This is a genomic window from Luteibacter jiangsuensis, assembly GCF_030812295.1.
GTDB lineage: Bacteria > Pseudomonadota > Gammaproteobacteria > Xanthomonadales > Rhodanobacteraceae > Luteibacter > Luteibacter jiangsuensis_A.
The window spans coordinates 901718-923423 of record NZ_JAUSSK010000001.1 but is presented as its reverse complement, the minus strand read 5'-3'; the positions used below and the strand labels follow the sequence as shown (position 1 = coordinate 923423).

19 protein-coding genes, 1 tRNA gene and 1 other RNA gene are annotated in these 21706 nt (G+C 67.6%); 12 read left to right on the top strand and 9 right to left on the bottom strand.

Features of this window, described 5'->3' with window-relative positions:
- Positions 1-11: 11 nt before the first annotated feature.
- From J2T07_RS03995 to J2T07_RS03985, 3 genes are read right to left on the bottom strand one after another with little or no spacing between them, the layout of a single operon-like run.
- Positions 12-1499 carry an OprO/OprP family phosphate-selective porin gene (locus J2T07_RS03995; RefSeq protein WP_306847438.1) on the bottom strand — a complete coding sequence of 496 codons (1488 nt, stop codon included), beginning with the start codon at positions 1497-1499 and terminating at the stop codon, positions 12-14.
- 23 nt (positions 1500-1522) lie between these two features.
- On the bottom strand, positions 1523-2539 hold the full coding sequence (locus J2T07_RS03990) for an alpha/beta hydrolase (RefSeq protein ID WP_306847435.1): 1017 nt from the start codon (positions 2537-2539) through the stop codon (positions 1523-1525).
- The gene (locus J2T07_RS03985) at positions 2536-3861 is read right to left on the bottom strand and encodes a dicarboxylate/amino acid:cation symporter (protein WP_306847433.1); all 1326 of its coding nucleotides are present in this window, start codon (positions 3859-3861) and stop codon (positions 2536-2538) included. The genes J2T07_RS03990 and J2T07_RS03985 overlap by 4 nt, the downstream gene beginning before the upstream one ends.
- A 114-nt stretch (positions 3862-3975) precedes the next feature.
- On the opposite strand from J2T07_RS03985, the gene J2T07_RS03980 reads away from it, so the two are divergent.
- Positions 3976-6609 (top strand): hybrid sensor histidine kinase/response regulator, encoded by a 2634-nt coding sequence (locus J2T07_RS03980; RefSeq protein ID WP_306847431.1) that lies wholly within the window; start codon positions 3976-3978, stop codon positions 6607-6609.
- On the opposite strand, the gene J2T07_RS03975 is transcribed toward J2T07_RS03980, so the two are convergent.
- Positions 6606-7259 carry a response regulator gene (locus tag J2T07_RS03975; protein WP_306847428.1) on the bottom strand — a complete coding sequence of 218 codons (654 nt, stop codon included), beginning with the start codon at positions 7257-7259 and terminating at the stop codon, positions 6606-6608. The two genes, J2T07_RS03980 and J2T07_RS03975, sit on opposite strands and share 4 nt — an antisense overlap.
- Positions 7260-7409: 150 nt before the next feature.
- Here J2T07_RS03975 and J2T07_RS03970 point away from each other — a divergent pair, with 150 nt between their 5' ends.
- Entirely contained in the window at positions 7410-8696 is a 1287-nt protein-coding gene (locus tag J2T07_RS03970; protein WP_306847426.1) for an Nramp family divalent metal transporter, read from the top strand.
- Positions 8697-8741: 45 nt separating this feature from the next.
- A complete protein-coding gene (locus tag J2T07_RS03965; protein WP_306847424.1) occupies positions 8742-9146 on the top strand; it encodes a DUF6165 family protein in 405 nt (134 codons plus the stop codon).
- Here J2T07_RS03965 and J2T07_RS03960 read toward each other — a convergent pair whose 3' ends face one another.
- The gene (locus tag J2T07_RS03960) at positions 9147-10226 is read right to left on the bottom strand and encodes a glycosyltransferase family 9 protein (RefSeq protein WP_306847422.1); all 1080 of its coding nucleotides are present in this window, start codon (positions 10224-10226) and stop codon (positions 9147-9149) included.
- 44 nt (positions 10227-10270) lie between these two features.
- Between J2T07_RS03960 and J2T07_RS03955 the strand changes: the two genes are divergently transcribed.
- From J2T07_RS03955 to J2T07_RS03920, 8 genes are all read left to right on the top strand, one after another.
- Positions 10271-10999 carry a 3-deoxy-D-manno-octulosonic acid kinase gene (locus J2T07_RS03955; RefSeq protein WP_306847420.1) on the top strand — a complete coding sequence of 243 codons (729 nt, stop codon included), beginning with the start codon at positions 10271-10273 and terminating at the stop codon, positions 10997-10999.
- The gene (locus tag J2T07_RS03950; protein ID WP_306847419.1) at positions 10996-11754 is read left to right on the top strand and encodes an MBL fold metallo-hydrolase; all 759 of its coding nucleotides are present in this window, start codon (positions 10996-10998) and stop codon (positions 11752-11754) included. Before J2T07_RS03955 ends, J2T07_RS03950 begins: the two co-directional genes overlap by 4 nt.
- 133 nt (positions 11755-11887) lie before the next feature.
- Positions 11888-11978: transfer RNA gene (locus J2T07_RS03945), tRNA-Ser, on the top strand.
- 238 nt (positions 11979-12216) lie between these two features.
- Positions 12217-12313: signal recognition particle sRNA small type (gene ffs / locus J2T07_RS03940), an RNA gene on the top strand.
- Between the two features lie 77 nt (positions 12314-12390).
- Positions 12391-14049, top strand: a complete 1659-nt coding sequence (gene dnaX / locus J2T07_RS03935) for a DNA polymerase III subunit gamma/tau (RefSeq protein WP_306847418.1) — start codon at positions 12391-12393, stop codon at positions 14047-14049.
- Positions 14046-14369, top strand: coding sequence for a YbaB/EbfC family nucleoid-associated protein (locus J2T07_RS03930; RefSeq protein WP_306847417.1), 324 nt, complete (start codon positions 14046-14048; stop codon positions 14367-14369). The genes dnaX and J2T07_RS03930 overlap by 4 nt, the downstream gene beginning before the upstream one ends.
- An 18-nt stretch (positions 14370-14387) precedes the next feature.
- Positions 14388-14990 (top strand): recombination mediator RecR, encoded by a 603-nt coding sequence (gene recR / locus J2T07_RS03925; protein ID WP_306847416.1) that lies wholly within the window; start codon positions 14388-14390, stop codon positions 14988-14990.
- Between the two features lie 20 nt (positions 14991-15010).
- Complete coding sequence (locus J2T07_RS03920) at positions 15011-15355, top strand: histidine triad nucleotide-binding protein (RefSeq protein ID WP_306847415.1); 345 nt, start codon at positions 15011-15013, stop codon at positions 15353-15355.
- A 175-nt stretch (positions 15356-15530) separates the two neighbouring features.
- On the opposite strand, the gene J2T07_RS03915 is transcribed toward J2T07_RS03920, so the two are convergent.
- The 4 genes from J2T07_RS03915 to J2T07_RS03900 are packed head-to-tail and all read right to left on the bottom strand — an operon-like array spanning position 15531 to position 20069.
- The gene (locus J2T07_RS03915) at positions 15531-16136 is read right to left on the bottom strand and encodes a Slp family lipoprotein (RefSeq protein WP_306847414.1); all 606 of its coding nucleotides are present in this window, start codon (positions 16134-16136) and stop codon (positions 15531-15533) included.
- Between the two features lie 44 nt (positions 16137-16180).
- Positions 16181-18175, bottom strand: a complete 1995-nt coding sequence (locus J2T07_RS03910; protein ID WP_306847413.1) for a transglutaminase TgpA family protein — start codon at positions 18173-18175, stop codon at positions 16181-16183.
- Complete coding sequence (locus tag J2T07_RS03905; RefSeq protein ID WP_306847412.1) at positions 18172-19128, bottom strand: DUF58 domain-containing protein; 957 nt, start codon at positions 19126-19128, stop codon at positions 18172-18174. The genes J2T07_RS03910 and J2T07_RS03905 overlap by 4 nt, the downstream gene beginning before the upstream one ends.
- The gene (locus J2T07_RS03900) at positions 19128-20069 is read right to left on the bottom strand and encodes an AAA family ATPase (protein ID WP_306847411.1); all 942 of its coding nucleotides are present in this window, start codon (positions 20067-20069) and stop codon (positions 19128-19130) included. The genes J2T07_RS03905 and J2T07_RS03900 overlap by 1 nt, the downstream gene beginning before the upstream one ends.
- A gap of 5 nt (positions 20070-20074) precedes the next feature.
- Between J2T07_RS03900 and J2T07_RS03895 the strand changes: the two genes are divergently transcribed.
- Positions 20075-21694, top strand: a complete 1620-nt coding sequence (locus J2T07_RS03895) for a glycosyltransferase family 39 protein (protein ID WP_306847410.1) — start codon at positions 20075-20077, stop codon at positions 21692-21694.
- The last annotated feature ends 12 nt before the right edge of the window (positions 21695-21706 follow it).

The following is a 21706-nucleotide window of genomic DNA, read 5'->3' as shown; positions in this document are numbered from 1 at the left end:
CCGCCCCCGGATCAGAACACCACTTGTGCGCGAACCCCCAGCGAGTTGCCTGAATCCGGGCCCTGGAAGCTGCCGACCTTGTTGTCGGTATTCCAGTGGATGTAGTTCAGCATCAGCCGCGACCAGTCGTTGAGGTACCAGTTGAGGCCCAGCGTGTAGCTCTTCCCGGTGCCGCCCCTCGGCGCACCCGTGTAGTCGTAGTGATCGACGCGACCGGCGAGTTCGAACGCGCCCCAGCCGCCGGAGGTGACCGGGTCGTTTACCTTCACCGCTTTCCAGCTGCCCGAGCGGCTGGAGAACCCCGGTGCCTCGCCCGTGATCATCCAGCCGGCGGCGAAGCTCGATCCGTGGCGGCTGACCGAATCGGCGGTGCTGGAGTCGATCGTGCGCTTGCCGTACTCGGTCATCATCCAGACGTTGCGCATCACTCCGCCGAGTTCGAAGCCCTTGCCGTGGTCTTGTGTCGGATTCGCGATCGAGCTGGCGGAGACGGCGAGGTTGTCGTTGTAGTCGAGTGCGATGGCCGGCGTGTTGTTGATGCTGGTCACGCCGTCGCTGATCTTCTCGTAGTAGTACCAGGCACCGACGTGCAGGAAACCATCCTGGCTCTTCCAGGGGTTCCAATGCGCGCGGGTGAGGTAGGTGGTGGTGTCGGTGTACGAGCCGGAGGTGGAACTGTTCGGCGCATTGCCGCTCACGGACAGGCTGTAGTGCCAGTTGCTGCCGTACATGCGCATCTGGCCGCCCATGCCGAAGTAGCTGATGACCGGTTGGCCTACCGCCGTGGCCGCGTTGCGCAGCATGAAGGGGACGCGGGCGGATTCGGATGAGCCTTCCGTGCCGAGGTCCTTCAGGAAATTGCCGAGGTAGAACTTCGTCGTGTTGCCGAACACCTTCGTGGTGTACGTGAGGTAGGTCTGGCGTAATGCCACCTCGTTGTCGGCGAAGTCCGCTTCGATGTGATAGCCGATGTTGCCGATCGTGCCTTCACCGCCCAGCCGGGCGCTGGTGATCTGTGCACCGCTGATGTTGCGGGTGTCGTAGTCGGAACCCTTGGTGCGGGTGAAGTCGAGCAACAGGCGGCCATCGGGCTTGAAGGTGAAGAAACCGTCGTCACTACGGAAGGTGGGGCCGGCTTCGCCGCCGCGTCCCCAGCGTGCTCCGCCACCGGAGGACTGCGTCGAGCCGCCGCGCGCCATCGCCACGGCCAATTCGCTTTCGCGGGTGTCGGCGATGGCGGCATCGACTTGTGCCTGGCGACGGTCGTCGGGTGAGTTCACCGCCGCGTTGGCGGCCGTGGGCTGCGTTGTGCCGGGCTGGCGTTCGCTTTCGACGGCGGCCAGCCGCTTCTTCAGGTCGTCGATCTGCGCGGCCTGCTGCTTGATGAGTTTCAGCAGTTCGGCGTTGGTGACATGCTCGGCGGCCAGCAGCGGCGAGGAAGTGCCGGCGAACAGCACGGCGGCGATCGCCGGATAGAGGCGGGACTTGCGTGTCTTCATGGCATGGGCCTCGTCAATGGCGATCAGTTGTCGTCCGGGCCGGCATCGTCGGCCGCGGGCGCGCGTGGCGCCGCCGCCGGCATCGCGAAGGGTCCGGTGTCCACCGACGAGAAGAAGCCGGCACGGCGTGCCCAGGCCGCGAACAGGCGCGGCCATGCCGCCACCGCCGAACCCGGATCGCCCAGGCCCCAGCCGTGACCGCCTTTGTCGAACACATGCAGTTCGGCGTCGACGCCGTTTTTCCTCAATGCATCGAACATCACCAGGCTGTTGCCGATGTTCGCTATGGGATCGTCGGCGGCCTGGGCGAGGAAGGTGGGCGGCGTGTCGTGGGACACATGCAACTCCACCGAATACGCCTGCACGGCATCGGCCTGCGTGGACAGCTCGCGCCTGGAACGCGTGGTGTCGAAAGGCTTCTGCAACGACACCACGGGGTAGATGAGCCCCGCGAAATCGGGACGTGCCGACTGCCCATCGGCGGCATCCACGGCCGGATAGAAACGGTCGGCGAAACGGGTCTCCGCGATGCCGGCGAGATTGCCTCCCGCGGAGAAGCCGAGCACGCCGACGCGCTTCGCGTCGATCCCCAATTCCGCCGCGTGGGCGCGAAGCACGCGCAACGCCCGCTGCGCGTCCTGGAAGGGTGCGACGGCGGGCCAGTGATCGGCGGGAAGGCGGTAGTAGAGCACCACCGGCGTCACCCCGAGCGCGGCGAGCCACTTCGCCGTCGGCATGACCTCATGACCGATGCCGATGCGGAAATAGCCGCCGCCACCGATCAGGATCACGGCGGCACCGTTCGGTCGCGCGGGCTTGTACACCTCGATGCGCGGACGGCTGATGTTGGATACGGCGCCTACGCCGGTGCCCGATTGACCGATACGTTCGGGGCCACGGGGGCCACCGCCACCGGGCGGCGTGCCCGGCCACAGGTCGATGACGACCGGCTTGCCGGCTTCCGGCGCGGCTTGCGCGATGGCCTGGCCGCAACCGGCGAGGACGACGGCCGCGATGAACGCGGCGCGAAGTAGTTTCATGGTTGTTCCCCCTGTGTGGCGATGAGCGCGGCGTCGCCGCCGGCGCGATTGAGAAGGGCGTCGTCGAGGGCCTCGCGGTCGAGCGCACCCTCCCAACGGGCGACGACGATCGTCGCCACGGCATTGCCGACGAAGTTGGTCAGCGAACGGCATTCGCTCATGAAGCGGTCGACGCCGAGGATCAACGCCATGCCTGCCACGGGTAGCGACGGCACGACGGAGAGCGTGGCGGCGAGAGTCACGAAACCGGCCCCGGTGACGCCGGCCGCGCCCTTGGAACTGACCATCGCCACCAGCAGCAAGGCCACTTGCTCACCCAGGGTGAGCGGTGTGTTGGTGGCCTGGGCGATGAACAGCGCGGCCAGGGTCATGTAGATGTTCGTGCCGTCGAGGTTGAACGAGTAACCGGTGGGGACGACGAGGCCGACGACGGATTTGTCGCAACCGGCGCGTTCCATCTTCTCCATCAGCGAGGGCAGGGCCGCTTCGGACGACGAGGTGCCGAGCACGAGCAGCAGCTCGGCCTTGAGGTAGCGCAGCAGCCGGAAGATCGAGAACCCGGCGAGGCGGCCCACGGCGCCGAGCACCACCAGCACGAACAGCAGCGAGGTGAGGTAGAAGGTCGCGACGAGGAACAACAGGTTCGACAGGGAGCCGATGCCGTAGCGGCCGATGGTGAAGGCGATCGCACCGAAGGCGCCGATGGGTGCCGCCTTCATCAACAGGTGGACGAGCTTGAACACCGGTTCGGTCAGCGCCTCGAAAAAGGCCACCACCGGCCGTGCGCGCTCGCTGGCCAGGGTCAGCGAGATGCCGAATAGCACGGCGAAAAGCAGCACCTGCAGGATATTTCCCGAGGTGAAGGCGCCGACGACGGTGTCGGGGATGATGTCGAGCAGGAAGCCGGTGAGCGAGATGTCGTGCGCCTTTGACGCGTAGGTCGCGATTTCCTTCGTCGACAGCGTGGCGGGGTCGATATCGAGGCCCGCGCCCGGCTGCACCACGTTGGCCACGACGAGCCCGACGACCAGCGCGAGCGTGGAGAAGACGAGGAAGTAGATCATCGCCTTCAACACCACCCGGCCGACGGCGTTCAGATGGGGCATGCCGGCGATGCCGGTGACCACCGTGAGGAAGATCACCGGCGCGATGATCATCTTCACCAGCTTGATGAAGGCATCGCCAAGGGGTTTCAGCGATTCGGCGAAGGCGGGCCAGTAGTGGCCCAGCACCGCGCCCAGCGCGATCGCCAGCAGCACCTGTGCGTAGGTCTGGCGGTAGAAGGGCAGCGGGACGGGAGCGGCGACGGAGCGAACGGACATGGCGGTACGACGGTTTCGCCCGGAAAGGGCGGTGCCGATTTGTAGCCCCTGCGTGCCGTCCAGCCCATAGCACATTCCGGCTAGGGGACCTGCCGTCATGCGAGGATGGAACCCATGCCCCGACCGCGCGCCACCCGCATCCTCTGGCTGCTTGCCCTCGTGACCGCCATGGCGGCCACCGCGGCGTCGGGCGGGTGGTGGGCGTGGCGCCGCGCGGTGGACGGCATCGCCAGGCAATCGGCCGATCGGCTCAACCTGCATGCGCTGGCGGTACGGCGCCTGATCGATCGCTTCACCGTGCTGCCGGACGTGCTCGCGCTCGACCCCGAGCTCCGCGCGGCGCTTTCGGGACCTTCGTCGGCGATCGACACGGCGGCGCTGAATAGCAAGCTCGTCAAGGCCAATGGCGCCGTGCATGCCTCGACGCTGACCTTGCTCGACCGCCAGGGCCGCGCGCTGGCGGCGAACAACTGGAACACCCCGGAAAGCAATGTCGGCCTCGACTACCGCTTCCGCCCGTATTTCCAGGACGCGATGCGCGATGGCCGGGCCACGTTCTACGCCGTGGGTGTTTCCACGAACGTGGCCGGCTATTTCATCGCCCGCGCCGTGGACGACGAGAGTGGCAGGCACGTCGGTGTCGTGGTGGTGAAGATCACCCTCGACGACGTGCGAGACGACTGGTCGCGTGGCGACGACATCGTGCTTCTCGCCGACCGGCATGGTGTCGTCTTCCTCGCCAACCGGCCGGACGACTGGATGTACCGCACGTTGCTTCCGCTCGCACCCAGGGATGCCGCCTCGATCGAGGAGACGCGCCAGTACGGCGGGCGCCCGCTGCCTCCCATCGTGAGGCTAACACTCGGCGACGCGGGCGAGGGGGCGGAGCGCGTTCGCGTCGACTCGCCCACGTTGCGCCACGAGGTGATCTGGCGCAGCCTGCCGCTGCCACGGCAGGACTGGACGTTGCATCTGCTGGCCGATGCGAGGCCGGCCGCCGTCGCCGGCCGGAACACGGCGCTCATCGTGCTGGCCGGGTGGCTTCCACTGATCCTGTTCGGCCTGTTCCTGCAACAACGCATCCGTCTGGCACGCCTGCGCCAGCGCAGCCGCGAGGAACTCGAACGGATGGTCGCGCACCATGCGGCCGCCTTGCGTTCCGCGCAGGACAGCGTGGTGGCCGCCGCCCATGAAGCGACCCAGGGTGGCCATGGCAATCTCGAACACCTGCCGCAAGGCGTCAGCGTCGTGGACGCCAACCTGCGCCTGGTCGCCTGGAACTCGCGATACCAACAGATCTTCGGCTTTCCCGGTGAGCTCCTGCAGGTCGGCCGGCCGATCGAGGATGTGTTCCGCTTCAACGCACGCCGCGGCCTGTTGGGGCCCGGCGACGTGGAAGAAGCGATCCAGCGCCGTCTCGACTACCTGCGTGCCGGTAGTCCGCACATGTACGAGCGCGAGCGGCCGGACGGCACCACGATCGAGATACGCGGCAATCCGCTGCCGGACGGCGGCTTCGTCACCAGCTATGCGGATATCACCGCGTACAAGGCGGCGGCGCGCGAACTGCGCACCCTCGCCAGCACACTCGAGCGGCGCGTGGACGAGCGCACCCGGGCCCTCAACGACGCCAAGGCCGACGCCGAGCGCGTCAATCGCTCGAAGACCCGTTTCGTCGCCGCCGCCGTGCACGACCTGTTGCAACCCTTGAACGCCGCGCGGATGTTCGTTGGCGCCCTGGCTGACGGATCGTTGGCCGCGGAGGAACGGCAGTTGCTCGAGCGCGTGCGCAGCGCGCTCGACACGCAGGACGAGATGCTGGCGAGCCTGCTCGACGTTTCGCGCCTGGAGGGCGGTGCGGTGGAGGCCCGTTTCGTGACGCTTCCGTTGGGGCCGATGCTCGCCGAGCTTGCCCGGCAGTTCGGGGTGCTGGCGGGTGCGCGTGGCCTGGACCTGCGCATGGTGGAAACGCGGGCCGTCGTTCGCAGCGATCCGCTGCTATTGCGCAGGGTATTGCAGAACTTCCTGTCCAATGCCATCCACTACACGCCACGTGGGCGCGTCCTGCTCGGCGTGCGGCGGCGGGATGGTCAGGTACGCATCGAGGTATGGGACACCGGCATCGGCATTCCCGAGTCGAAGACGCGGGCGATCTTCGACGAATTCCTGCGACTGGACAACGGCGTGGACCGCGATCGCCGCAGCGCGGGCCTGGGCCTGTCCATCGTCGAGCGGATCGGCCGCCTGCTTGGCGCCGCCATAGGTGTACGTTCATGGCCCGGGCACGGCAGCGTCTTTTCCATCACGGTGCCCTTGGCGGGCGAGGGCGCGCCCGTGGCGGCGGATGCCGTCCGTGGTGAAGACGAATCGCCGTTCGCGGGCAAGCGGATTTTTCTTATCGACGCCGACATAGGCACGCGCCAGGCCACGACCGCGCTGCTGGCTTCGTGGGGTTGCGACGTGGTGTCGGCTGGCAGTGCGAGTGCCGCGCTGCGTTTCGCCGAGACGGACGAGGCACCCGACATCTTGTTGCAGGAAGACCCTCTGGACGGCGTCGCTGGCGACGAGTTGCGCGTGGCGCTGATGGCGCGTTGGGAGCATGCACCGCCAACGGTCCTGATCGGCGATGCGCCCAGCGCGTCGGATATCGAGCGGGCCAACGCGGCCGGCCTTCGCTACCTCGTGAAACCGTTGGCTCCGGCGCGCTTGCGCGCGGTCATGAGCCGGCTGTTGATGGTCTCTGGCTAACCGGGATGTGACCCGTCGACGCCTTCGTCGAGGTCGAGGGATTTCACCAGCACGGCGGCCTGCGTGCGCGAACGGCACTCCAGCTTGGAGAGCACCGCCGTCACGTGGATCTTCACCGTGTTCTCCGCGAGGCCCAGTTCAGCGGCGATCTGTTTGTTGAGCAGGCCTTCCGCCATCAGCATCAGCACGCGGAACTGCGCGGGAGTGAGCCGTGCGAGCCGCGCGGCGAGGCGTGCGTCGTCGTCGCTGCGTTCGGCACGCGCGGCGGCGAAGGCGGTGCCACCGTTCATCACCGCGTTCACCGCGTCGCGCAGCACCTCGGCCGGCGCCGATTTCGAGACGAAGCCGGCGGCACCGAATTGCTGCGCGCGACGCACGTTGCGTGGATGGTCGTTCGACGAAACCACCAGCACGGGGATGTCCGGATGCTCGCCGCGCAGCCAGAGCAGCGACGAGAACCCCATCGCGCCGGGCATGGTCAGGTCGAGCAGCACCAGGTCCACCGTTTCGCCGCCGGCGAGCACGGCTTCCATCGCGCTGTGGCTGGCGGCTTCCAATGCCCGCCCACCACGCAGCGGCTCGGCGAGGGCATGCAACAGGGCACCGCGGAACATCGGATGGTCGTCGGCGATCAGCAAGGTCAGGGCCATCGACGCATTCTAGCCCGAGGCCGCCGCGCGCTTCCTCGCCTCCGCGCTCACATCTCCCGCGCGCCATGGTCGCCGGCGAACAAGCCGGCGGCGCGGCTGTAGTATGGTGACTGCAAGCGGCGAAAACGCCGCCACCGCGGAGCCCTGAGCATGCTTCAGAAGGCCACGCCCGAGCGGCCTGAAGAACCGGCCATGCGCGAGGTGCTCGACGGGCACCGGCGCGGCCTCTCCGCCCTGTTGCCTTTCGCCGGTCCCGCCGTCGTGGTGTCGGTCGCCTATATCGACCCCGGCAACTTCGCCACGAACATCCAGGCCGGCGCCCGCTATGGCTATGCGCTGCTTTGGGTGGTGCTGATGGCGAACCTCGTGGCCATGCTGTTCCAGAGCCTTTCGGCGCGGCTGGGCATCGTCACCGGACACAGCCTGGCGGAGCTTTGCCGCGAGCACCTGCCGAAGCCCCTGGTCTACGTCATGTGGGTGGTCAGCGAGCTGGCCGCCATGGCGACCGACCTCGCGGAATTCCTCGGTGGCGCGATCGGCCTCGCGCTGCTGTTCGACTTGCCGCTGCTGGTGGGCATGGGCATCACCGCGATCGTCACGTATGCCCTGTTGCTCCTGGAGGGTAAGGGCTACCGCCGTCTGGAATTGACCATCGGCGCACTCGTGGGCGTGGTCGGCCTGGCGTACCTCGCCGAGTTGTTCATCGCGCCGATCGGATGGCGCTCCCTCGGCCAGCAGATCTTCGTGCCCAGCCTTCCCGATGGCGCGGCGGTGGCGATCGCCGTGGGCATCATCGGCGCGACGGTGATGCCGCATGCGCTGTTCCTGCACTCCGGCCTGACCGAGCGGCGTGCGCGCCCGAAGACCACGGACGAGCGGCGGCGCATCATCGGCCTGTCGAACCTGGAGGTGATCCTGGCCTTGTCGGTGGCCGGCCTGATCAACCTGGCGATGGTGGTGATGGCGGCCGGCGCCTTCCACGGAAGCCATCCGGACGTCGCGAAGATCGAGACGGCGTACCAGACCCTGGTACCGCTGCTCGGCGGCGCGGCGGCGACGATCTTTCTCATCTCGCTGATCGCCTCCGGCTTCTCCAGCTCGGTGGTCGGCACGATGGCGGGGCAGATGATCATGCAGGGCTTCGTCAACTTCCGCATTCCGCTCTGGTTGCGCAGGGCGGTCACGATGCTGCCCAGCTTCGCCGTGGTCATCGCCGGCGTGGACGCCACGCGCGCGCTGGTATTGAGCCAGGTGGCCCTGAGCATCGCCTTGCCGTTCCCGATGATCGCCCTGGTCTGGTTCACCAGCCGCCGGCACGTCATGGGCGTGTTCACGAACCGCCCGGCCGTCACCCTCGCCGCGATCGTGGCCTCGCTCATCGTGCTCAGCCTCAATATCGTGCTGCTGCTCGACACGTTCGGTCTCGTCTCCCTTTGACCGCAAAGCTGGTAACCTCCCGCGCCTGACCGACCGGAGAATCCCATGAGCCTCATCCAGACCCCCGTTTCCTACGGCGAACTGCTCGACAAGATGACGATCCTCCAGATCAAGCTGCAGGAGATCAAGGACGAGGCGAAGCTGGCCAACGTGCGCAACGAGCTCGAACTGCTCGACGCCACGTGGAAGAACGACAAGGCCTCCGAAACGGATATCGCCGAAGAGACGGCGCGCCTGCTGGCGGTCAACCAGCGGCTGTGGAAGATCGAGGACGATATCCGCATGAAAGAGCGCGCCCAGGCCTTCGACGACGAGTTCATCCAGCTCGCCCGTTCCGTGTACATCGAGAACGACGAGCGCGCGGCGATCAAGCGCGAGATCAACCTGAAGCTCGGCTCCACCCTGGTCGAAGAGAAGTCCTATCAGGATTACCGCGCGCCCAAGGCCTGACTAGCCGACAAGCGGCAGGTGGAGGTGCGCGGCGCAAGCTTCGAAGCGGTCCACCATCTCGTCGACTTGGACAAGGTCCATGACGCCGGCTTTCTCGATCTTCGTACCCCAGGGGATTTCCGACGCCGGCTTGCCGAGGAATTTCCGCGAGGCGGCGTCGTATTTGTCCACGCACCAGCGGCGGTCCGAGTACGGTCCTGAGCGATGGGGGTTGCTGGCGGCATGCAGCCCCAGCACTTTCACGCCGGCCGCGTTGGCCATGTGCATCGGCCCGGAATCGGGCGTGAGGATCATCGCGCTGCGGGCGAGCAGGGCCATGAACCGCTTGAGCGTGTCCTTGCCGGTCAGGTCCAGCGGCGCCTGCCGGACCGCGCCCAGGATCGCGTCCGCCAGCCCGCGTTCGGCATCGGAGGGGCCGCCCACCAGGGCCACGCGCATGCCGCGCGCCATGGCGTGGTCGATAAGCGCCGCGTAGCGCTCCACGCGCCAGTTGCGCACCGTATGGCTCGACATCGGGCTCACCAGCAGGGTCGGCGCCTCGCCCGGCAGCTGTTCCGCGGCCCACGCATGGGCATCGTCCGGCACCGGGATGTCCCAGCGCACCTCGGTCTGTTTCAGGCCCAGCGGCTCGATGAAGCTCGCCATCGCATCCAGCACGTGTTCACCGGTGCGCGCCTCGATCCGTTCGTTCACGAACAGCCCGTGCAGGTCCTTGGAACGGGCCCGGTCATAGCCGATCCGCCGGTCGGCCTTCACCGCCAGGCTGAGCAGGTTGGAGCGCAGGGCCACCTGCATGTGAAGCAGGGCGTCGAACCGGCGGCCCGCCAGTGCCTGCCGCACTTCGCGCACGCCTTCACGCCCCTTGCCCTTGTCGAAGGTGACGAACTCCACGCCGGGCAGGTCGCCGACCAGGCGCCGTTCGAGCTTGCCGACGATCCAGGTGAGGCGGGTGGCCGGCGCCTGGGCCTGCAGCGTGCGCACCAGCGGGACGACGTGGGTCACGTCGCCGATGGCCGAGGTGCGCAGGATGCAGAGGCTGGAATCTCCCGGCGGGAGTGGACGGCTTGGTAGACTGGACACGGATCGGGTTACCGGATGAGTGGCCGCGGAAGGCGGCCGGGCAAATGACAGAGCAACGAGTGGAGGAGGGGGCGGGCGGCACGATTCTGTTCGACGCAGCCCGTGTACCTCAAGTCGACGACGACTGGTTCTTGCCCCACCGCTGGCGAGAACGCGGTGCGTTGCGCGCGCAAGCCGGTGGCCGGGGCGGCGTGGCGATCATCGATACGCCCGCCGGCGAGGCCGTGCTCCGGCATTATCGCCGGGGTGGCATGGTGGCGCGTCTCCTGGGCGACCGTTACCTTTTCACCGGCGCCCAGCGTACACGCAGCGCACGAGAATTCCGTCTCCTGGCCGAACTCGCACGGCGCGGCCTTCCCGTGCCGCCGCCCCTGGCCTCGCGCTACGTCCGCCACGGCCTGCGTTATTCGGCCGACCTCATCACCCTGCGCATTCCCGATGCCGCCACGCTGGCGGAACGTCTCGCCGATGGCGCCTTCAATGCCGGGCTGGCGGGCCGGGTGGGCGACTTGATCGCCCGGTTCCATCGCGAAGGCGCCTGGCATGCGGACCTCAACGCGCACAACATCCTCGTCAATGGCGACGGGCTCTTCCTGATCGACTTCGACCGCGGCCGCCTGCGCGTGCCCTCCACCGGATGGCAGAGGGCGAACCTCGCCCGGCTGAAACGTTCGCTGGTGAAGCTGGGTGCGCGCGACGCCGCCGGCGATACCTTCGACGCCGAATGGTGGCCGGCCTTGATCGAACAGTACGAGCGGAGCCTGCGCGCATGACCTGGGATCTGCGTTTCCTCGGCACGGGCGCGGCGCATGCCGTCGAGCTGGGATCGTCGGCGGTGGTGCTCGAACGCGACCGCCAGCCGTTGCTCCTGGTGGATTGCGGCCCCGACACACTCGACCGCTACGTGGACGCCTACGGAGCGCCACCACCGGCCCTCTATGTCACCCACGTGCACATGGACCACGTGGCGGGCATGGAGCGGCTGTTCTTCCGGCTATGGTTCGACGAGGCGTTGCGTGGGCGCACCAAGGTCTTCCTGCATGCCACCCTGTTGCCCTGGTTGCAGGGCAGGGTGGCCGATTATCCCGGCGCGCTGGCCGAGGGCGGCGTGAACTACTGGGAGGCCTTCCATCTCGTACCGTGCACGCGCGGGTTCTGGCATGAAGGCCTGTGGTTCGATGTGTTTCCCACGCGCCACCACGTGCAAGGCACCTCATATGGCCTGGCGTTGCGTGGCAGCTTTGTCTTCACCGGCGATACACGCCCGGTGCCCGAGGCGCTGGTTACCCACGCGGCCAACGGTGAGCTGGTCGCCCACGATTGCGGCGTGATCGGCAATCCCTCGCACACCGGCGTGGACGACCTGGAACGGGAATATCCGGCCGAGGTCCGCGAACGCATGGCGTTGTATCACTACGGCAGCTTCGCGGACGGCGAAACGCTCGTCTCACGCGGATACCGGATCGCCCGACCTGGTGAGCCGCTTGCCTTGCCCGAGCCGCATCCACCCCGTCCTACGGCAGGTTAGTCGGGTCTCGCTCCGACCGGATCGCGCGCCAGCGCGCTTCCCACCCCCTTCGCCGCTTGCCCCGCCGGGGCGCTGACGTTATCCTTCCGCTTCTTTGCCGGACAGGAAGCCGGGAAAGAGGTTGTACCAGTGCGGAGAGGTGTCCGAGTGGTTTAAGGAGCACGCCTGGAAAGTGTGTATACGTTAATAGCGTATCGCGGGTTCGAATCCCGCCCTCTCCGCCAGTTTCAAGATCGAGTTATCCCACACGTTGTAGCTCCGGTAAGCGAAGCCGCAGCGTGGGGGCGGGATTTGAACCCGCGCGGGTTCGACGAATTTGTCTGGAACAAATTCGGACGGCGCGTAGCGCCGGCCCCGTAGTGAAGCGAAGGGGTGAGGCCCAGGATGGGCCGAACAATCCCGCCCTTGCGCGAAGGATCGCGAGAAATGGTTTTAGAAAAAGCACTATCTTTATGGTGGCCCTGTCGGTCCCCCCGCGACGATAGTCCGTAAACTCCGCCAGGTCCGGAAGGAAGCAACGGTAGCGGACGATTCGGGTGCCGGGGTGTGGCTGGCAGGGTCATCGCCTTTTCGGGGGCAAGCTTTCGCGACCCTCCGGTCCTTGGCACAATCCATTGTCGTCCCAAGGTACTACGCATGTCCTATCAGGTCCTCGCACGCAAGTGGCGCCCGCGCAAGTTCGCCGAACTCGTGGGGCAGGAGCACGTGGTCCGCGCGCTGACCAACGCGCTCGACTCCGGGCGCATGCACCATGCCTACCTCTTCACCGGCACCCGCGGCGTGGGCAAGACCACGATCGCGCGCATCTTCGCCAAGTCGCTCAACTGCGAGCGCGGTGAATCGGCCGATCCCTGTGGCGAATGCGCCGTCTGCACGGCGGTGGACGCCGGCCGCTTCGTCGACCTGCTCGAGATCGACGCGGCCAGCAACACCGGCGTGGACGACGTGCGCGAGGTGATCGAGAACGCGCAGTACGCGCCGTCGCGTGGACGCTTCAAGGTGTACCTGGTCGACGAGGTGCACATGCTTTCCAAGCCGGCCTTCAACGCCCTGCTGAAGACGCTGGAAGAGCCCCCGCCGCACGTGAAGTTCCTGCTCGCCACCACCGATCCGCAGAAGCTGCCGGTGACGGTGTTGTCGCGCTGCCTCAAGTTCAACCTCAAGCGCCTGCTGCCGGAGCAGATCTCCGGACAGATGCGGCACATCCTGGGCGCGGAAGGCATCGAATACGAAGACGAAGCCATCGGCGAACTCGCGCACGGCGCGGACGGTTCGCTTCGTGACGGCCTTTCGCTGCTCGACCAGGCGATCGCCTACGGTGGCGGCGCGCTGCGCGCGGCCGACGTTCGCGCCATGCTCGGCAGTGTCGAGCGTGGCCAGGTGCTGGGCGTGCTCGAGGCGCTCGCCGCCGGCGACGGCGCGGCGCTGATGGCCGAATCGGATCGCATCGCCTCGTTCTCGCCCGATTTCGCCGGCGTGCTCGACGACCTCGCGACCGTGCTGCACCGGGTGCAGCTGCTCCAGCTGGTGCCGGGCTACCGTGGCGAGGAAAGCGATACCGGGCTGGCCTCGCTCGCCGAACGCATGGCGCCGGAAGACGTCCAGCTCTACTACCAGATCGCCACCAACGGCCGTCGCGAACTGCCGATGGCTCCGGATGCCCGTATCGGCTTCGAGATGGTGTTGCTGCGCATGTACGCGTTCCGTCCGGCCGAACCTGGGCAGGGTGCCGCGCCGATGCGTGCGCCCGCCGCGCCGTCGCCCGCCGCTCAACCGCCGGCGGCACCGCCGCGTCCGGCGGCGTCCGCTCCGGCATCTCGTCCGCCCGCCGCGGCTGCGGCACCCGCCCCGGTTCCCGCTGCCGCGCCGCCCGCGCCGCAGCGCCCGGTCACCGTCGACGCCAACGGTCTCCCGGACTGGCACGAGGTCGTCGAACGCGCCAACCTGCGTGGACCGATCGGCCAGCTGGCTCAGAACTGCTCGTTGCGCGCCGTGGACGGCGAAAGCATGGTGCTGGCCTTGATGCCCCCGCACATGCACCTGGCGGTGGAACCGCTCACCAGCCAGATGGAAGAAAAGGTCTCGCAGGCACTCGGCCGCCGCGTTCGCTTCCGCTTCGTGGCCGACCACGGCAACCTCGGCACGCCGGCCGAGCGCCGGGCGCAGGCGCTCAGCGAGGCACAGGCCAACGCGGAAGCCTCGATGGAGGCCGACCCGCTCGTACAGACACTCAAGCGCGAATTCGACGCGCGCGTCATCCCGCAATCGATCAAACCCGTGGAGCCAGGAACGTGAAAGGTCAAATCGGTCAACTGATGCAGCAAGCCCAGCGCATGCAGGACGAAATGAAGCGCGCGCAGGACGAACTCGCCAAGACGGAAATCACCGGCAGCGCCGGTGGCGGCCTGGTCACCGTGACGATGACCGGCGGCCACGAGGTACGTTCCGTGCACATCGATCGCCAGGCCTTCGCCGACGATCCGGAAATGGCCGAGGACCTGGTCGCCGCGGCGGTCAACGACGCGGTGAACAAGATCGCCGAACTCAGCCGCAACCGCCTCGGCGGCGTCACCGCCGGGCTCAACCTGCCGCCCGGCTTCAAGATGCCGTTCTGACGGATCGCCGCCGAGACCATGAGTAACGGTTCCCGCCTGCTTGGCGAGTTGATCGACGCCCTGCGTTGCCTGCCGGGCGTCGGCGCGAAAAGCGCACAGCGCATGGCTTTCCACCTGCTCGAACGCGAGCGGCAGGGCGGACTGCGCCTGGCCTCGGCACTGGAATCGGCGATGCGCGACGTGGGCAACTGCACGCGTTGCCGCAATTTCAGCGAAACCCCGGTGTGTTCGCTATGCGCGAGTGCCAGCCGCGACAAGCAGGTGCTCTGCGTGGTGGAATCGCCTTCCGATCTCGCCGCGATCGAACAGGCCACGGGCTATCGCGGCCATTACTTCGTGCTGCTCGGAAGGCTGTCGCCGCTGGACGGCCTCGGCCCGGACGAACTGGGCTTGCCCCTGCTGGCCGAGCGCCTTGGCGAGGGCGAGGTCGACGAGATGATCATCGCCACGAATCCCACCGTCGAAGGCGAGGCCACCGCGCACTACATCGGCCAGTTGGCGAAGGCCGCGGGTATCCGCGCCACGCGGCTGGCCCATGGGGTGCCCCTGGGCGGCGAACTGGAGTTCGTCGACCGTGGCACGCTGGCCCACGCATTCGGCAGCCGTCAATCGCTCGGCTGACTCCCAAGGAAAAACGACGCATGTCCGACACCATCTTCGCCAAGATCGTCCGCCGCGAAATTCCCGCCGATATCGTCTACGAGGACGACGACGTGCTCGGGTTCCGCGACCTCAATCCGCAGGCGCCCGTGCACGTGCTGTTCATCCCCAAGCGCGCGATCGCCACGCTCGACGATGCCACGCCAGCCGATGCCGAACTGCTCGGCAAGCTGCTGCTGGCGGCTGCTGCGTATGCGCGTGCGCAGGGTCTGGCGGAAAACGGTTATCGCACCGTGATCAATACCAACACGCACGGTGGGCAAACGGTGTTCCACATCCACGTGCACCTGCTCGCGGGCCGGCAGATGACCTGGCCACCGGGCTGAGCGAAGGGAGGCCTGTGAGCCGGCCTTTGTGTGGGAGCCAACCTTTGTGTGGGAGCCGACCTTGTCGGCGATCCCGCGGCAGCGGGCCAGGGTGAGGCAAGTACCCATCGCCGACAGGGTCGGCTCCCACCAGAGACGAAGAAGCCGGCTTTCGCCGGCTTCTTCGTTTCGACCGTCAACGCGCGCGGGGCGGCGGCGGGTGCGGGACCGGGCGCGGCACGATGATCGTGCGCGGCCTGTACCAGTACGGGTCGCCCCACGGACCATAGCCGTAGGGGCCCCAGCCCGGACCCCAGCCCGGACCCCAGAACGGGTCGTAGAAGCCTGGCGGGTAACGCGTTACCGGGACGCGCTTGGGCCACAGGTAGACGACATCGGCCTCGACGCGCGGGTAGGCGTAGTCGAAGTCGCCGACCTTTTGCGTGACGGCGCCGTGCAGGGTGCCGGTGACGGTGATCTCGCGCCCGCGGGTGAAGACCTCCGGATCGTAGAAGCCATCGCGGCAGGCCACGAAGCGGCCCTGGCTGTCGGTCTTGCTGGCGGTCGGGCGGGCTTCGCTGTCCAGTGGTTCGGACAGGACGAAGAAGCAGGTCTGCTGCGGGCCCGGCTCGGTCTTGATGATCTCGCCGCCCCAGCGCACCTTGGCGCCCGGCGCGCCGCCTTGCTGGGCGCCGGCCGTGGATACGTCGTTGAACTGGCCCTGCAACGGCTGTGGCACCGTGGCGCATGCGCCAAGGGCCAGCGTCGCGGCGGCGATGACCAGCGGTTTGTACATGGACATGTCACATCTCCTGGAGGCACCGGGCACGGCCGATACCATGCCTGTTATTTGACCACGCGGCGCGCCTTTAATTCCTTCACCGCTCGACCGAATTCACTCACCGATTCAGGCGGCGGTTCGTCATACCCGTAGCGCAACCGCAAGTAAAGCTCGCTCAACCTTTCCAATGCATTTCTTTGCGCGGGCAACGCGCGTGCGGCCCGCGCGAAGAAATGCTTGGGTCCTTCACCTGCCCGTCGCGACACGCCGGCCTTCGCAAGCTTTCGCTGTAGCCGTCGCATCCACGCATCCAGTGCATCGCCTTCACGACGCTGGAACAACGCCCAGCCCAGCGCGGCGGCGACCAGCAGGGCGCAGCCGATCGCAAAGACCAGTGCGAGATCGGTGACCTCGGCATGGGCGATACCGAACGGCTGCAGCAGTCCCTGCTGGCGTAACGCGTCGAAACCGATAACGCCGCGGTTCCACCATTGGTTGACGACATCCCAGCGGTCGCGCAGGTTGCGCAACCAGGGCACGTCGAACAGTCCCTCCTCGCCGCCATGCCCCGCCGCCGCCGCGGCCGCACCCAGTTGCACGCGCTCGGGCCTGACCGAGGCGGTGGGATCGAAACGCACCCAGCCACGGCCTTCCAGCCAGACCTCCGACCAGGCATGCGCATCCGACCGGCGTACCAGCAGGTAACTGCCCGTGGTGTTCCAGTAGCCACCCTGGTAACCCGTGACCACGCGGGCGGGAATACCTGCCGCGCGCATGAGGAAAGTGAAGGCCGAGGCGAAGTGTTCGCAGTAGCCTTCGCGCGTCTGGAACAGGAAGTCGTCGATCCGGTCCCTGCCCAGCGGGGCAGGCGCCAGCGTGTACGAAAAACCGTCATGGAACATCGCCAGGGCGGCTCGCGCGATGGCCGCATGATCGGCGCCATGACGTTGCGCCCAGGAAGCGGCCAACTCGCGTGCCTTAGGCCCGGCACCCATCGGCAGTTGCAGGTTGTCGCGGCGGACACCCTCGTCCAGGACCGGTTCGAACCGGTAGCTGGTGGCGGCCAGCGCGGAGAACGTCAGCACCTCGTCGATGCGCCGGTTGGCCAATACCGTATGGTCCGGCCGCAGGACGGTGTCGGGCGGCGCCATCGTCGCCAGGTCGAGCATCGGCACGACGCGGTCATGGGTCGGTTCGAGCGACGCCTGGTACGCGATGCGCGTGCCGTATTCCGCGTCCGACGGCGGGCGCCGCGCACTGCGCGAGCCCGGGCTCCATCCCTCGCCGTCGAACAGTTGCATCGTGTATGCGCGGAAATAGCGGGCGGTGTTCGGTGGCGGCGGACCGTCGAAGCTGACGCGCAGCGCCGGCGTGTCGTCGGTCATCAGGTCGAGCATGTCGCCGGGCGCCAGCCGGTTCGACAAGCCGGTGATCGCCTGGCTGTTCTGTGGCGTGCCCCAGAGCGGCGTGCTGAGGCGCGGCACGAAAAGGAAGGCGAACAACGACAGCGGTATGGCGGCAAGCAACACGAGCAGAACAGGCGTGAACTCACGCGACCACGGTGTCGCTTGCGGCTCCACTTCCTCCAGCGAGCGCAACGTGGCCAGCGCCGGTACCAGGCCGAGGCTCACGAAGAGGCTGGCGATCAGGCCCTGGTCGAAGAGCAGGGCGCTCATCAAGGCGAAGCATGCGAACGCGATGCCGACACGTGCATCGCGCCGGTGCTCGCTCTCCAGCAGCTTGAGCACCAGCAGGCCGACGGCGAACGCACTGCCCGGTTCGCGCCCGAACAAGGTGCCGTTCTGCAGGATCACCGCGGCCAGGAGCAGGCCGATGAGTGGCAGCTTGATCCAGAAGGGCGCGTTCCGGCCACCGCGGCGGCGTTGCTGCCAACGGGCGACAAGCACGACACCCAGGGCGGTGGTCAGCCACCACGGCAGATGCGCGGCGTGGACCAGCAGCACGAAGCCCATGGTGAGGCAGAGCAGGTCGAACGATCGCGCGTGGAGCACGGGCTCGCCGGTTGGGCGGCGGCGCAGCGAGGGACGGACGCCGGTCATGGCCGCAGCGCCAGGGCGGTCATGCAACGGTGGTAGTGCTCGTCACCCTGGGCGACATCGAAATACCCGTCCGGCAGTTTCAGGCTCCAGCGCCTGCCGGTTTCCCTCGCCTCGTCGATCCACCGGGCGAGGCGCGCGATGCGCGATTCGTCGTCGAGGCCATGCATGCCATCCCAATCCAGCCGCCAGTCTTCCTGGGGGGCGGGTTGCTCGAGATCCTTCACCAGCAGGCCATGGTGGCGCGCGCTCAACTTCCAGGCGATCTGCCGGCGGGGATCGCCCGGCCGGTAGTCGCGCAGGGCGGCCAGCTCGTCGCCGGCGCGCGGTCGTCCGCGGTCGGCATCGCCGCGCGGTTCGAAGGGCTTGGGACCGAGCGCTTCGGGGCGCGGATAGACGAGCACGGTGCGATCGGGATGGAGCCAGCTCCATACGCGGAACATGCCCAGCGGCCAGCGGCTGTGCACGCGCATGCGTGGCAGTGCCAGCCATCCGCGGAACTCCGTGGGCAGGTCGAATTCCACGGTCGTGGCGGCACCGGCAGGTACGACGAAAACGTGCTCCCGACCCTGGATATCGAGGCGCACCGCCATGCGTTCGCGCTGGCTGGCGCCGATGTCGAGCGACACCCGGATGGGCTCTCCGGCACGTGCGGTTCCGGCGCGGAGGCCGCCGATGGTCAGGCCGTTGAGCACGCGAAAGGCCACGAGCATGCTGCCGGCGGTGGCGGCGCCAAGCAGGCACGTGAGCATCAGCGCCGCGTTGTTGGCGTAGTTGAGCGAACCCACCAGCATCACGCCGAGCAGCACGGAGAAGCCCACGCCGAAACCGGTCGGCACGATGTAGATGCGCCGGCGGTGCAACTGGATGGGCAGGGGTTCGCGTTGGCGCAACCGGGTCAGCGAAGGCAGGCGGCGTTCCGCCCAGGCGAACAGCCGCTGGACCCGTGGCGGCATCAGGGCACCGCGGTTTCGGCCAGGATGGATCGCGCGATGGCTTCGCGGTGGCTGCCACGGCCGGGGACGAGGCGGTGCGCGGCGGCCGGCACGAAGACGGTCTGCAGGTCTTCCGGAATCACGTAGTCGCGACCGCTCAACAAGGCCCACGAACGCGACGCGGCGAGCAGGGCCAGGCCGGCGCGGGGCGAAAGGCCGACGCGCACCTCGTTGTGTTTCCGGCTGGCGGCAAGCAATGCTTGCAGGTAATCGAGCAAAGTGGGGCTCACCTTCACCGACTGTGCCGCCGCGTGCAGCTGTCTGATCGCCGCGATGTCGAGGCGCGGCGTGAGCGAAGCCATCATGTCGCGGCGGTCCTCGCCGGTGAGCAGGGCGCGTTCCGCGGCGGGGTCGGGGTAATCGAGGCTGAGCCGCAGCATGAAGCGATCCAGCTGCGAATCGGGCAAGGGGAAGGTACCGGCCAGGTCGAGCGGGTTCTGCGTGGCCACGACGAAGAAGGGACGCGGCAGTTCGCGGGTGACACCGTCGACGGTGACCTGGCCTTCGGCCATCGCTTCGAGCAGGGCGCTCTGCGATTTCGGTGTCGCCCGGTTGATCTCGTCGGCGAGCAGCAGGCTGGTGAAGATGGAACCGGGATGGAAACGGAATTCGCCGGTCTCGCGCTCGTACACGCTGACCCCGATAATGTCCGATGGCAGGAGGTCACTGGTGAACTGGATGCGCTGGAAGTCGAGATCGAACGTAGCGGCCAGCGCATGCGCGAGCGTGGTCTTGCCTACCCCGGGTACGTCCTCCAGCAGCAGGTGCCCGCCCGCGATGAGGCAGGTGAAGGCCAGCTTTACCTGGCGAGGCTTGCCCAGCAGCACCCCGTTGACCTGGGCCAGGGCGGCATCCAGGCGATGCCGGAGCATTTCATCGTGGAGTGGATTCGTCGCGGACATGATCGATGCGTCTGCCCCCCGTCCTGGCCATGTCGATGAGTGAGCGTCCGAGTGTAGCGGTGCCGGCGCGATCCTGGCGAGGCATGTTCTTCGTCCTGCTAACCGTGTCCCTCATCGCCAAGCTGGTCATAGCGTGCACGTTGTCGCCCTTCGGTGACGAAGCGTTCTATTGGCAGGAGAGCCTCGCGCCAGCGTGGGGCTATAGCGACCTTCCGCCACTTACCGCATGGTTGATCGCCCTTTCCGAGGGTGTGCTGGGCCATGGCCTTCTCGCCATGCGTCTGCCGTTCCTGCTTATCGGCGCCTGCGTGCCGTGGCAAGTGGCCGCCATCGCAAGACGCTACGGTGGGGAAGTGGAGCGCTGGCAGGCGGCCACCTTCGCGCTCGTGTTGCCATTGGTGGGAAGCCTAGGCGTGCTGGCGCTGCCGGACGTGCCCCTCACCTTCGCCATCGTGCTGGCGACACGGGGTCTGCTCGCGGCGCTGGAAACCGACCGGCTCCGCGACTGGGCATGGCTTGGCCTGGGGCTCGCCATCGCATGGGCCACGCATTACCGGGCCGCGATGGCGATGCTTGCCGGGGCGATCTTCCTGCTCGCCATGCCGCGTGGCCGCGCGCAATGGTCGAGGCCCGGCCTGTGGCTGGCATCGGCGATCGCCTCCATCGGCCTGCTGCCGCTCATCTTCTACAACCTGGGGTCGCAAGGGGCGGGGATCGCGTTCCAGGTCGTCGAAAGGAACCCATGGCGCTTCCACGCCGATGCCCTGGTGCAGCCGCTCGAGCAGGCGATCACCTGCACTCCCGTGGCATGGGTGGTGATGCTGTGGGCACTGTGGCGATCGTGGCGGCGACGCGATGAGGCGCCTTTCGACGCGGTGGCGACCATCGCCGGCACCTTCGTCGTGGCGTACTTCGTGCTCGGCCTCTTCGCGGACGACATACGCTTCCGCGTGCACTGGCCGCTGCCGGGATATGTGTTGATCTGCGCCATTCTGCCGGGCCTGCTTCGCGATGCCTCCCCGGCCTGGCGGCGGACGGCGCTCGCGGGATTCGTGCTCGCCGGCTTCGGGCTCGCGGCTGGCCTGGGCTATCTCGGGCTGGCGGCTTCGAAGGATGGCGCGGCACGTCTCGCCGGCGTCAAGGCATTCCCCTCGAACTTCACCGGCTGGAGCGAAAGCGCGCAGGCAGTCCGCAAGCAGATCGCCCTTCGGCCAGGGGCGATCGTCGTGGCCGATAACTTCATGCTCGCGGCGGAGCTGCGCTTCGCGTTGGGTGGTGCGCGCGAGGTGTATTCGCTGGACAGCCCCTTGAACGTCAAGCATGGGCGCGCGCCACAACTCGCGGCCTGGCGGCTCGACGAGTCGGCGCTCGCGACGCATGCCGGACAGCCTCTCCTGCTCGTGGTCGACGAAACGGCGCTACGGGAGCGCGAGAAGAGGGACTGGCTGGGCTCGGTCTGTTCGCGGGTGGAGGTCACGGCACCACTGGAACGGGTGGATCGCTTCGATGGACGGCGGCGTTTCGCGTTGTACGCGGCCACCGCGCGTGCGATGCGCGGTTCGTCGAGCGATCCCGACGCTTGCGTGGTGTGGACCTCCGCCTATCGGGCGTCGTTGGCGCCGTAGCGTTCGCGAAAA